Annotated in this window: 13 protein-coding genes; 10 read left to right on the top strand and 3 right to left on the bottom strand. The window is 41.8% G+C overall.

The window, feature by feature from the left end; genetic code table 11:
* Positions 1–14: 14 nt before the first annotated feature.
* Entirely contained in the window at positions 15–1,418 is a 1,404-nt protein-coding gene (locus ABJH64_RS15815; RefSeq protein WP_348299027.1) for a tagaturonate reductase, read from the top strand.
* A gap of 75 nt (positions 1,419–1,493) precedes the next feature.
* On the opposite strand, the gene ahcY is transcribed toward ABJH64_RS15815, so the two are convergent.
* Positions 1,494–2,813, bottom strand: a complete 1,320-nt coding sequence (ahcY, locus tag ABJH64_RS15810; RefSeq protein ID WP_348274028.1) for an adenosylhomocysteinase — start codon at positions 2,811–2,813, stop codon at positions 1,494–1,496.
* An 83-nt stretch (positions 2,814–2,896) separates the two neighbouring features.
* Positions 2,897–3,655 carry a biotin--[acetyl-CoA-carboxylase] ligase gene (locus tag ABJH64_RS15805; RefSeq protein WP_348274027.1) on the bottom strand — a complete coding sequence of 253 codons (759 nt, stop codon included), beginning with the start codon at positions 3,653–3,655 and terminating at the stop codon, positions 2,897–2,899.
* Between the two features lie 63 nt (positions 3,656–3,718).
* Here ABJH64_RS15805 and rsfS point away from each other — a divergent pair, with 63 nt between their 5' ends.
* The 4 genes from rsfS (at position 3,719) to ABJH64_RS15785 (ending at position 7,871) form a co-directional block, all read left to right on the top strand.
* Complete coding sequence (gene rsfS, locus ABJH64_RS15800; RefSeq protein ID WP_348274029.1) at positions 3,719–4,066, top strand: ribosome silencing factor; 348 nt, start codon at positions 3,719–3,721, stop codon at positions 4,064–4,066.
* Between the two features lie 65 nt (positions 4,067–4,131).
* Positions 4,132–6,204 carry an ATP-dependent zinc metalloprotease FtsH gene (gene ftsH, locus ABJH64_RS15795; RefSeq protein WP_348274026.1) on the top strand — a complete coding sequence of 691 codons (2,073 nt, stop codon included), beginning with the start codon at positions 4,132–4,134 and terminating at the stop codon, positions 6,202–6,204.
* A 63-nt stretch (positions 6,205–6,267) separates the two neighbouring features.
* Positions 6,268–7,044: a UDP-2,3-diacylglucosamine diphosphatase gene (locus tag ABJH64_RS15790; RefSeq protein ID WP_348274025.1), complete on the top strand. Its 777-nt coding sequence runs from the start codon at positions 6,268–6,270 to the stop codon at positions 7,042–7,044.
* Complete coding sequence (locus tag ABJH64_RS15785) at positions 7,041–7,871, top strand: hypothetical protein (protein ID WP_348274024.1); 831 nt, start codon at positions 7,041–7,043, stop codon at positions 7,869–7,871. The genes ABJH64_RS15790 and ABJH64_RS15785 overlap by 4 nt, the downstream gene beginning before the upstream one ends.
* A 121-nt stretch (positions 7,872–7,992) precedes the next feature.
* Here ABJH64_RS15785 and ABJH64_RS15780 read toward each other — a convergent pair whose 3' ends face one another.
* Entirely contained in the window at positions 7,993–8,418 is a 426-nt protein-coding gene (locus tag ABJH64_RS15780; RefSeq protein WP_348274023.1) for a peptidylprolyl isomerase, read from the bottom strand.
* 182 nt (positions 8,419–8,600) lie between these two features.
* On the opposite strand from ABJH64_RS15780, the gene ABJH64_RS15775 reads away from it, so the two are divergent.
* The 5 genes from ABJH64_RS15775 (at position 8,601) to ABJH64_RS15755 (ending at position 12,502) form a co-directional block, all read left to right on the top strand.
* Positions 8,601–9,983, top strand: coding sequence for a sigma-54 dependent transcriptional regulator (locus ABJH64_RS15775; protein WP_348274022.1), 1,383 nt, complete (start codon positions 8,601–8,603; stop codon positions 9,981–9,983).
* Positions 9,973–11,316 (top strand): ATP-binding protein, encoded by a 1,344-nt coding sequence (locus ABJH64_RS15770; protein ID WP_348274021.1) that lies wholly within the window; start codon positions 9,973–9,975, stop codon positions 11,314–11,316. Before ABJH64_RS15775 ends, ABJH64_RS15770 begins: the two co-directional genes overlap by 11 nt.
* Before the next feature lie 108 nt (positions 11,317–11,424).
* Complete coding sequence (locus tag ABJH64_RS15765; RefSeq protein WP_348274020.1) at positions 11,425–11,628, top strand: hypothetical protein; 204 nt, start codon at positions 11,425–11,427, stop codon at positions 11,626–11,628.
* Positions 11,625–12,062 (top strand): PIN domain-containing protein, encoded by a 438-nt coding sequence (locus tag ABJH64_RS15760; protein ID WP_348274019.1) that lies wholly within the window; start codon positions 11,625–11,627, stop codon positions 12,060–12,062. Before ABJH64_RS15765 ends, ABJH64_RS15760 begins: the two co-directional genes overlap by 4 nt.
* A 98-nt stretch (positions 12,063–12,160) precedes the next feature.
* Positions 12,161–12,502, top strand: coding sequence for a DHHA1 domain-containing protein (locus ABJH64_RS15755; RefSeq protein WP_348299026.1), 342 nt, complete (start codon positions 12,161–12,163; stop codon positions 12,500–12,502).
* Positions 12,503–12,510: the final 8 nt, after the last annotated feature.

Genomic DNA, 12,510 nt, shown 5'->3' with positions numbered 1-12,510 from the left:
CCCCTTCCGATGTAATGCAACTCCTCTCCAGATCGAACCGAACTTCCGCCTCTCGTCCTGTTAAAATACTTCAGTTTGGAAATGGAAATTTTCTTCGGGGATTTACGGATTGGATGATAGAAAAAGCAAATCAAGCGGGAGTATTTGATGGCGACATACACATCGTGCAGGTTCACAGTAAGTCAGCTAATAATCCCATGATGGATCAGGATTGTCTTTTTCATGTGATAGAGCAAGGGTTGAAAAAAGGTGAATTAATACAAGAAACTACATTAGTTGCCTGTGTAGCTGGCATTACAAATGTTTTTGAGGACTATGAGGCTTACTTGAAGTTGGGCGAAAATCCAGACTTAAGGTTTGTTGTTTCGAATACAACTGAGGCTGGGATTGTTTTTGACCCCAGTGATTCTTCTCCTGATCGCATTCCCAATACTTTTCCCGGCAAACTGACCACCTTGCTTCTTCATCGCTTCAAAACCTTTCAGGGTGAGGCATCCAAAGGACTTGTATTTCTTCCTTGCGAATTAATTGAGGAAAACGGGGCAGCACTGAAAGAATGCATTCAGAAATACATCTCCTATTGGCAATTGCCGGCGGAGTTCTCCAACTGGATTGATTTGGAAAACACTTTTTGCAATACGCTAGTGGATAGAATTGTGCCTGGTTTCCCAAAAGGCTCTATCGAGGAGATTCAGGAAAAAGTCGGTTACAAAGATGACATGGCTGTAATGGTAGAACCGTATCATTTCTGGGCAATCGAAGGACCCGAAGTAGTTAAAGAGGAATTCCCACTAGATAAAGCAGACCTAAACGTAAAGTTCGTAAGTGATCTTACACCTTCCCGTACTCAAAAAGTAAGAATCCTAAATGGAGGCCATACTTCCATGGTTCCATATGCTTATTTAAAAGGATTGAGAACGGTAAGAGAAGCTGTAGAAAACCCAGAGATCGGGGCTTTTCTGAAAGCTGCGATTTACGAGGAAATAATTCCTACGCTTGATATGTCTCAGGAGGAATTGAATCGGTTTGCAGCTGACGTATTGGAGCGCTTTGCCAATCCATTTATAGTCCACGAGCTTAAGTCGATCGCGCTGAATAGCATCTCCAAATTCAAAGTTCGTGTGCTTCCATCTCTTTTGGCTTATCATGATTTGAAAAAGGAATGGCCGGAAAAATTGATTCTTTCTTTTGCAGCACTTTTAGTGTTTTATAAAGGAAACTACCAGGGCGTAGAAACTCCAGTCAATGACAATGCGGTGATCAAAGAAGAATTCAAATCGGCTTGGGCACTTGGCTCTACTGCTGAAACTGTAGAAAAATTGCTGAGTTCGAGAAGCTACTGGGGAGAAGACCTGATAGGTTATGAAGGCTTGGTGGCTGCGGTGACTGAGGCGGTAGATGACCTACTGAAGGACTAATAAAATCATTTTTAATTGAAACCAAAAAAAACCCCAGTAAAAACTGGGGCTCTATGTTCGACTTTTTAAAGTCTATTAATATCTGTAATAGTCAGGCTTGAATGGCCCTTCTACCGTAACACCGATATATTCAGCTTGATCCTGCGAAAGAACTTCCAGATCTACGCCCAATTTGGCAAGGTGCAAAGCTGCAACTTTCTCATCCAAATGCTTAGGTAACACATAGACACCTGGCTTGTAATCATCTGTATTGTTCCAAAGTTCAAGCTGCGCAAGCACTTGATTCGTAAATGAATTGGACATCACAAAAGAAGGATGACCTGTAGCGCAACCAAGATTCACCAAACGGCCTTCAGCCAAAATGATGATCTCATTTCCATCTACATTGTATAGATCGACCTGTGGTTTGATTTCTACTTTAGTGCTTCCGTAAGTTCCATTCAACCACGCCATGTCGATTTCATTGTCGAAATGACCGATGTTACAGACGATTGTCTTGTCTCTCATTCCACGGAAATGTTCCTCAGTAATGATGTTTTTGTTACCTGTAGCAGTCACTACGATATCAGCTTCTTTTACCGCATCTACCATTTTCTTCACTGCAAAACCGTCCATTGCTGCTTGTAGCGCACAGATTGGATCGATTTCGGTGACAATCACTCGAGCTCCTGCGCCTCTTAATGAAGCAGCAGAACCTTTCCCAACATCACCATATCCGCCCACTACAGCTACTTTGCCAGCCATCATCACGTCGGTAGCTCTTCTGATCGCATCTACCAATGACTCCTTACATCCATATTTGTTGTCAAATTTGGATTTAGTCACAGAGTCATTCACATTGATAGCAGGCATTGGAAGCGTGCCTTTTTTCATTCTCTCATACAATCTGTGCACGCCAGTAGTAGTCTCCTCAGATAGACCTTTGATGCCACCTACAAGCTCAGGATATTGATCCAAAACCATGTTGGTCAAATCACCTCCGTCATCCAAGATCATATTCAATGGCTGACGATCTTCTCCGAAAAATAGCGTCTGCTCGATACACCAGTCAAAATCTTTCTCATTCAGACCTTTCCAAGCATATACTTGGATGCCAGCGGCAGCGATTGCAGCAGCAGCATGATCCTGCGTAGAAAAAATATTGCAAGAAGACCAAGTCACTTCTGCTCCAAGAGCAACTAGCGTTTCGATCAGAACAGCAGTTTGAATAGTCATGTGAAGACAACCTGCAATTCTAGCACCTTTTAGTGGCTGAGCATCTCCGAATTCGTCACGAAGAGCCATCAAGCCTGGCATTTCAGCTTCCGCTAATTTAATTTCTTTTCTTCCCCACTCTGCCAAGGAAATGTCCTTTACCTTGTACTGAAGGTACTTTTCAGCTTTAATTTCTGACATAATATTGATAGTTAATGTATTGATTTCACTTAAAACTTGTGCAAAGGTACCGTATAAAATTTGGAATCGAAAATAGTACGTAGTTAGAGAAATGATATCTCTTTCAATCCAAAAACAACGCAATCACCTGTCTCAAGTTCCATTTCCAATTTCCCTTCCGCACTGATTCCAACTATTTTTCCCAAGAATTGTTCCTCATTACTTAAATAATTTGCCCAACAATGATTTTGGTATAAATGCATCATATACTCGGCCTTGATCTCCTTCCATTTTCCTTTTTTCAACTGAATATACCCTTGCTCAAGCTGCGTGATCAAAAGTCTGAATATTTCTTCCAATTCAAATTTACTCCCGGTGATAGCTCGGATGGAGGAAGCGAGGGAAGAACCGAAACTAAGTTGATTGATATTTAACCCAATACCGACTACCGCATACTCCCATTCCTTGCCCGAAAACGTATTTTCAATCAATATTCCGCCTATTTTGCCATATCCTGGCACGAGCAAATCGTTTGGCCATTTCACCTGTAATCCAGGAACGTAGTCTTGGAGCAGACGCCTGAGACTATTAGACACAGCCATGTTCAGGTAAAACTGCTCAGAAATATCCAAGAAATCAGGCCGAAGCACCAGAGAGAAAGTTAAGTTTTGACCTGCCTCGGATTGCCATACATTCCCTCGTTGGCCCTTGCCTCTAGTTTGATTAGAGCAGATCACTACACTGCCCTCCGAAGCCTTACCCTGCCTGACCAGATTTAAAGCGATGTCATTAGTCGAGTGACACTCTGACAGGAAATGAACATCTTTCCCTAAAAAAATCGTGTTGGCAAGAATTTTATACATAAATTTTGAGTTCGTCTAAAAAGGAGGTTTTTATCCTAGACATTGCAAAATTAAATGAATAATATGACAGCAGAAGAGCTGAGCAAAGTAATAATAAAAGGGATGCAGGAGAAAAAAGCTTCTGACATTGTAGTGATGGATCTAAGAAACATAAAAAATACAGTGACCGATTTTTTTGTGATTTGCTCGGGCAACTCTGATACACAACTTGATGCTATTTCCGATTCTATTGAGGAAGAGGTTTTTAAAAGCGGGCAAGGAAATCCTTGGAAAAGCGAAGGCAAAAGTAGCCGACAGTGGATCTTGGTGGATTATGTGAACGTTGTTGCTCATATTTTCCTTAAGGACAAGAGAGCTTTTTATGGATTGGAAGATCTATGGGGCGATGCAAAAGTTACCCGTATAGGCTAAAAGGTTTGAACTTTCAGCTTGACACTCCGTTTTACCTAAAGTTTATGAAAATACCCTAACACGAAATGAGCGACACCACAAATAAGAATAAAAAGTTTACACCAAAGACCCCTCAAAAACCCAATTTTCAACTTTGGTTGATTATTGCTGCGGTAGCTGTTCTGCTAGGTCTTACTTGGATCCAAAACCGGAATGCTGTAGTTGATATCACCCAAAAGAGGTTTGAGGACATGTATTTGGCAGGAGATGTCTCCAAAGTAACCATGGTGAAAAACATGGAGCGAGTGGATGTCACGTTGAAATCCACTTCTTTGTCCACTGAGAAGTACAAGACCGAATTAGAAGCAAATTCCACCTTCTTCAATCCACAAGGCCCGCATTACTCATTTCAAGTGGCTTCGGTAGAGAAATTCGCCAATGACTTTGACGCATTAAAGGAGCAAGTTCCCCAAGAGAATAGAATTGAGCTGTCTGTAGCTACTGAAGAAAACTGGGGTAGCTATTTCAGCAGTTTCGGCTTTCTAATCCTACTTTTCGTACTCTTCTGGTTTATGATGCGAAGAATGGCTGGCCCTTCAGGCCCAGGCGGACAAATATTCAACGTTGGTAAATCTAAGGCTCAATTGTTCGATGCTGAAAACAAAGTCAAAATTACGTTTGACAATGTGGCAGGCTTAGATGAGGCTAAAGAAGAAGTTCAGGAAATAGTTGAATTCCTCAAAAACCCAGGAAAATTCACCAAACTAGGCGGTAAAATACCTAAAGGCGCACTACTTGTAGGACCTCCAGGTACAGGCAAAACCCTTTTAGCTAAGGCTGTAGCAGGAGAAGCTGGCGTACCTTTCTTTACGCTTTCGGGTTCTGATTTCGTAGAGATGTTTGTCGGAGTAGGTGCAGCCAGAGTGCGTGACTTGTTTAAGCAGGCTAAAGAAAAAGCACCTTGTATCATTTTCATAGATGAAATAGACGCCATCGGTAGATCTAGAGGCAAAGGCCAAATGCCAGGCTCAAATGACGAAAGAGAGAATACGCTCAACTCCCTACTTGTAGAAATGGACGGTTTCGGTACTGATACTGGTGTTATCGTGGTAGCTGCTACCAACAGACCAGACGTATTGGATAGCGCATTGTTGAGACCGGGACGTTTCGACCGTCAGATTTCTATTGACAAACCAGATATAGTCGGCAGAGAAGCTATTTTTAAAGTTCACTTGAAGCCTATCAAAACAGCTGACGACGTAGATCCTAAGAAATGCGCTGCACAGACCCCGGGTTTTGCAGGAGCGGAGATCGCTAACGTATGTAATGAAGCTGCTTTGATAGCCGCTAGGAGAAATAAGGAAGCTGTGGATATGCAGGATTTCCAAGACGCTGTAGATCGTGTAATTGGTGGTTTGGAAAAGAAAAACAAGATCATATCTCCTGAGGAAAAGAAAATCGTTGCCTTCCACGAAGCAGGTCACGCAGTGGCTGGCTGGTTCTTGGAGCACGCTGATCCTTTGGTAAAAGTGAGCATAGTGCCACGAGGAGTAGCAGCTTTGGGCTATGCCCAATACCTTCCAAAAGAGCAGTTCTTATATCAAACTGAACAGCTAATGGACGAAATGTGCATGACTCTTGGAGGTCGTGCCGCGGAGGAGATCATTTTCAAGAAAATCTCCACAGGAGCATTAAGCGATCTGGAACGTGTGACCAAAATGGCTTATTCTATCGTGTCCGTTTACGGTATGAACGATAAAATTGGTAATGTTTCTTTCTACGATTCTAAACAGGACGGTTATAAAATGACCAAGCCTTATTCAGAAACTACTGCAGAAGTCATCGATGATGAAGTTAGAAAGCTAATTGCATCAGCGTATGAAAGAACCAAAGAATTGCTTACCCACCGGATCAAAGAACTTGATATTCTGGCGAAGGAACTTCTGGAAAAAGAAATTCTATTCCAGGCTGATTTGGAAAGATTGATAGGTAAAAGACCATTCGATAAAGAAACTACTTATCAGGCTTTCACCAACAAAAAAGACAAATTGCAGGAGCCAGAATTGATCTCAAAAAAAGAGGAAGAATCTAATCCAGAATCTTCTGATCCCTTAAAAGATCCTATTCCGGAGCCCAATTCTGATAACCGAATCATCTAAAAATTAAGCCCCGAACAGCTCGGGGCTTTTTTTGATTTTACTTCTGCACGTTTATCTTTAGTCATGCAATCAACCCCGTTGGATTTTCCACTGAATGGAAAAAAACTCTATTTCGCGTCTGACTTTCACCTGGGAGCACCAACTGATTCAGAAAGCAAAATTCGCGAAAAACGTATCATCCGCTGGCTAGATTCCATAGCGGGCGATGCCGCTGCCATTTTGTTAGTAGGGGATATTTTTGATTTTTGGTTTGAATATGGCCAAGTAATCCCGAAGGGTTTCATTCCATTTATTTCAAAAATTCATCAGTTGAGAGAGCGTGGCATTCCCATTATCTTTTTCACGGGCAACCATGACCTATGGATGAAAGACTACTTTACCAAGGAGCTTGGAATTCCAGTTTATACGCATCCTATAGAATTGAAAGTAGAGGGGAAATCATTTTTGGTAGGCCACGGCGATGGGCTTGGGCCAGGCGACAACTCGTATAAATTCCTTAAAAAACTATTTACTAACCCCATTGCCAAGTGGCTTTTCAGGTGGCTTCATCCAGACCTAGGTGTCAAAATCGCAAAATCTTGGTCAGGGCATAGTCGAATCACCAATCTGGCGAAAGATGAGAATCGCTTCTTAGGCGAAGACGAATGGCTCTGGGCGTACTGCAAAGAGTTGGAAGAAAAGCGTCACCACGATTTCTATATTTTTGGTCATCGCCATTTGCCTCTGGAGCTGGCAGTAGCTAGTGATTCCACGTATTTTAACCTTGGGGAATGGGTGACACAAAACACCTTTTTGTCCTTTGATGGGAAAAAAGCCACTCTTGCCACCTTCGAAGGATGAGAACGTTCGCACTTTTGGTACTTATCTTTTTTCCATTTTTAGCACCAGGACAAGATGCTGGAAAACTAGGTAATCCACTTGCAGAAATCACACTCGATAATCTTGACCTAATTTCCTTTGACACCAAAGACCAGCTCTTCGCCAGTACGATAGCAGGTGATATCTATCTCTACAGCCAAAATGGCAAGCAAATCAACGTATTTTCTCCAGCTCGTCAGGGAAGATTAGCACAGTTGGAAGCGAGCTGGACGGTTACAATTTTCAGCTTTTCGGCAGATCTCCAAGAGTATAGAATCCTCGACCGCTTCCTAAACCCTCTAGCCGAAGAAGGATTTAACTTAGCTGAAATCAACCTAGCCAAAGCCGCCACCATGGGCAACAATAACGTGGTTTGGGTTTGGGATGAATCTGACCTGAGTCTGAAATCAATGGATTATCTGCGTAACGTAGTTATTCAGTCTCAGCCACTCAATTTGATTGTGAATTCTGAAGATCTGAATGTTTCTGAAATCAGGGAATTCAAAAACCGATTATTCATGAACGTGCCGGAGTCAGGTGTTTATATTTTTGACAATCAAGGTAATCTGATGCGAAAAATAGATGTGACAGGCATCAAAAAATTATGCTATTATAACGAGCATCTGCTTTGGATAGATGGGCAAAAGCTAATGGCGCTATCCTTAACCACCAACGAAACCTCTACCCTAGCCCAGCTAGCTATTCCAAACGCTTCTTATTTACAAATAGGGCAAGAAAGATTAGGGATAGTTTCTGGAGACAAGGTAAGCCTCTTTGTCACTCCAGACTGGCTGAAGGCTTGGAGGTAAGCTAAAAAATCAACCTCATCGCGGGGCAATGCTATGGCTTTTCTTCATTCCAAGTACCGATAAAAGAAAAGGCTACTTCATCTCTGAAATAGCCTCTTCAAATGAATAGAAACTGCGATCGTTAGTTGACTTTCACCAACTCAATATCAAAGATCAAATCTTTACCTGCTAGCTGATGATTGGCATCCAAGGTGATCTTTTCTGCGTCCACACCTACTACCGTCACTGGCATAGGCTGACCGTTACCTCCCTGAAGAGTCAGATTCAAACCGATTTCAGGCTTGATGTCTGCAGGCACCTGATCTATAGGCACATCGATCATCATATCATCACGACGCTCTCCATATGCTTCCGCAGCCGGAATAGTCACCGTGACCTTTTCACCAAGCTTCATTCCATCTACGGCTGTATCAAAACCTTTAATCATATTGCCATCGCCTACGGTAAATCCTAGCGGTTCGCGGTTTGCAGAAGAGTCAAACACACTTCCATCCTCTAATTTTCCAGTGTAATGCACTTGAACTGCATCCCCTTTTTTAGCTTGCATAGTCATTCGTTTTAGTAAAGCTCAAAGGTACAAAAATCTATCAAGGGAGAAAACCTCAACAAGACTGTCCGATTTTAGTATAAAACCGTACACTTTCGAACATTTTCGGTTCAAAATCATGCGTTTAAAGGCTATATTTGGGTTGGCATCATTTTGCTGTAAACACGTCCAAATACTCAACCATGGAAACTCAAGAATTAGGCAAGATCCTTATTATCGACGATAACGAAGACTTATTATTTGCCGCCAAAATGCTTTTAAAAAAGCACGCCAAAGAAGTCATGATAGAAAAGGACCCTAGAAGGATTCCCTTTTTGATCAATAATAACAACTACGATGTGATCCTCCTCGATATGAATTTCAGAGAGGACACCACCTCAGGCAAAGAAGGTTTTCACTGGCTAAAGCAAATCAAAGAGATCGATCCTAAAGCTGTGGTCATCTTAATCACGGCCTTTGGAGATGTGGAAATGGCCGTTCAAGCACTAAAAGAGGGAGCTACGGATTTCATCCTAAAGCCATGGCAGAATGAGAAGTTGATCGCTACACTTTCGTCAGCTATTAGATTGAAGGAGAGCTACAATGAAGTGGACAAGCTGCAGAAGAAGCAAAAGCAGATGCAGACGGACATGAAAAAGCCCTACACGGACATCATAGGCCATAGTGCTTCCATGAAAAATATTTTTTCTATCATAGACAAGGTGGCTCAGACCGATGCAAACGTGTTAATCTTGGGGGAAAACGGTACGGGTAAAGAATTGATAGCGCGTGCGATACATGATAGATCGCTACGCAAAGACGAGATTTTTGTAGGTGTGGATATGGGTGCCATCACAGAAACGCTGTTTGAATCAGAGCTTTTTGGTCACAAAAAAGGAGCCTTCACAGACGCCAAAGATGACCGAGCGGGAAGGTTTGAAGTGGCAGATCAAGGGTCGCTTTTTCTGGATGAAATCGGAAACTTATCTCTCCCGCTACAATCAAAACTGTTGACGGTTTTGCAACGAAGAGAGGTAACCAGAATAGGCACCAATAAAGCGATCCCGGTGGACATTCGCCTCATCTGCGCCACCAATATGCCAATCCACGAGAATATAGCCGACAATAATTTCCGTCAAGATCTACTTTACAGAATCAATACCGTGGAGATTTTCCTTCCGCCACTTCGTGAAAGACAGGATGACATACCGCTTTTAGCCAAGCATTTCCTGAAAATTTATAGCCAGAAGTACCGCAAAAACTTCACCGGCTTCACGAGTACAGGCATGGATCTCTTGCAACATTATGCCTGGCCTGGAAATATCCGAGAGCTTCAGCATGCCATCGAACGAGCCATCATCATGGCCGAAGGTGAGGAGTTAGATTCGCGAGATTTCTTCTTTTTATCTGCCAAACCTGCTTCGGACAAGGCACCAGTTGCTGTCACTCTGAACCTAGATGACATGGAGAAAACAACCATTCAGCGCGCCATTGACAAAAACGGAGGAAATATCTCCAAAGCAGCTAAGGAGCTTGGCCTCACTAGAGCTTCACTCTACAGAAGGCTGGAAAAATATGGATTATAAAGTTGGTTTACTCGGGCGGATTGCCTTTTTAGCAGCATCCCTCTTTCTTCTTGCATACGCTATCATCGATAGTTGGGGAGTATTTATGACTTCCCTTTTCATCATTCTAGTCGTATTTCAGATCATATTTTTGCTACGCTATTCAGAAGGCTCATTCAATAAAGTGCGTGTTTTTCTTGACAATATCAAGCAAGACAACTACTCTCAGCTCTACCCTGTGAAGTTTGATGGCACCGAAACAGACGATCTGCATATAGAATTCAATGCTATCCTCGCCAAACTGAAAGAAGATCAAGCGGAAAAGGAGGCTAATTACCAGTACTTTCGCTCAGTGTTCAAACACCTGAGTATTGGCTTGATCACGTTTGGGGAAAATGGTGGAATTCAAATTGTAAATACCGCTGCCAAACGTATTCTCGATGTAGAAGAGCTAAAGAACATTCGCGATATAGAAAGCATCAACAAGGAATTACACCTGGCGATCAACAATCTTCGTACGGGCGGATCTGAATTGATCAAAATTGCCCATCCAGACGGAATAATGCAAATCTCTGTCTATGTGATTGAATTGCTGATGCGAGGTGAAAAATTTAAGCTTGTTTCCCTTCAAAACATCCAGTCCGAACTGGAAGAAAAAGAGATGGAAGCTTGGCAAAATCTAGTCAAAATCCTGACACATGAAATCATGAATTCCATCGCTCCTATTTCCTCTTTGGCCGGAACTATCCAAGGAGAAATGGAAAGCAAAATAGAAAACGTGGAGCAAATCTCGCCTTCGGAAATGGAGGATTACCTGATGGGAATCAGCACGATCGAAAAGCGTAGTCAGGGATTGATCAGTTTTGTGTCTGACTTCAGAAGCTTGGCACATATTCCAGCGCCGAAGTTCAGCAGTATTGCCATCGCAAAGCTCTTCGACCAATTAGAGGTTTTGCTTCATCATCAATTAGAAACCTCAGACATAGCCCTGATCAAAGAAATAAGCCCAAAAGAACTGATTCTATTTGGTGACCAAACTCAGATCGAACAGGTGCTCATCAATCTAACTCAAAACGCAATTCAGGCGGTGGAGGATTCTGAAGTGAAGCAAATTATCCTGCGAGCATTCATCGATGAGGCAGGTAAAATCATCCTGGAAGTGGCTGACACCGGAAAAGGAATCGACGAGGAAGCCTTAAGTAAGATTTTCATTCCATTCTTCACCACCAAAAAGAAAGGTTCTGGAATCGGCCTGAGCCTCTCCAAACAAATCATGCGCCGCCATAAGGGCAATATACAAGTGCGAACTACCCAAGGCGAAGGAACTACTTTCAAGTTGATATTTAATGGGTGATACTTATTGGAAACAAATCATTTTTGAAAAACAGTCTTAAATGGATTAAAAGAATGATTTTCATTTAACCAAAAATTAGTAACTTCCTTTAATCTAAAAATATTAACCATGATCATTGAAAGAACAGATGACGAGGTAATTATCAGACTTCCATCCAATGTAAATACAGAAGGTCTTCAAAATCTTATTGATTACTTGACCTACAAGGAAGCTACTGCCAATTCAAATGCTAAACAGACAGATGTGGATGCCTTGGCTAAGGAAGTAAAAGCTGGTTGGTGGAAAAAAAACAAGGGCCGCCTCATTAAATGAAAGTGGTCATTGATACCAATATAATTTTTAGCGTTCTCTTAAACTCAGAAAGCAGTATTGGTGACCTGATTTTCAACTCTCAGAGAAAATTTGAATTCTATAGTTGTGCTTACATGCGTAACGAAATACGAACTCATTGGGATAAACTTAAAAAGATCTCAAACCTTTCAGAAGATCAATTACAAACTTCGTTTACACTGGTTCTCTCCTCACTGAAGTTCATAAATGAAGAAATTATACCAGTGGAAACATGGCTAGCCTCTGAAAAAACGCTTGAAAAAATCGATCCTGACGATATCGATTTTGTGGCTCTAGCAGAATTTTTAGAAGCAGTTTTATGGACTGGAGATAAGGTATTATATAAAGGATTGAAAAGTCAAGGTTTCAATAAACTCGTCAATACGGCTGAACTTCTAGATTTAAGAAAAGCATAATCGAAACATTAAACCTAATCCAAACAATTGTAGGCCTTAGCCGTGTTGCATACTATGTCAATTGGATAGATCTGAGTCGAGAAATCAAAAATGTGATTTTGGGGAGAGAATCTATAGATGACATCAGTGAACGGGAAATATCTCTGACTAAAGAAGAGTTGGAAAAATATGATTATAAAAAAGGGGATACCAATAGTCTGGCAAATCTTGCCCTATCCATCAAAGGAATAAAAGCAGCAATTGTACTTTCCGAGCGTGATGGAATCATCAAAATATCCTTCCGCTCCAAAGGAAAAGACAAACCTGTCAATGTGTTAGCTGCAACCCACTTCGATGGCGGCGGACATGCAAATGCTGCTGGAGGAATGAGTGAACTCTCTATATCAGAAACTCTGGATAAAATGAGACGGCTCGTGGCTGAGTATTTTCCATCCTATTAGTCAATAAA

The sequence above is a fragment of the Algoriphagus sp. genome, from assembly GCF_039969895.1.
In the GTDB taxonomy this organism is placed as follows: Bacteria; Bacteroidota; Bacteroidia; order Cytophagales; family Cyclobacteriaceae; genus Algoriphagus.
Note: the sequence above shows the minus strand (reverse complement) of the source record. Positions and strands in the feature narration are given on the sequence as shown.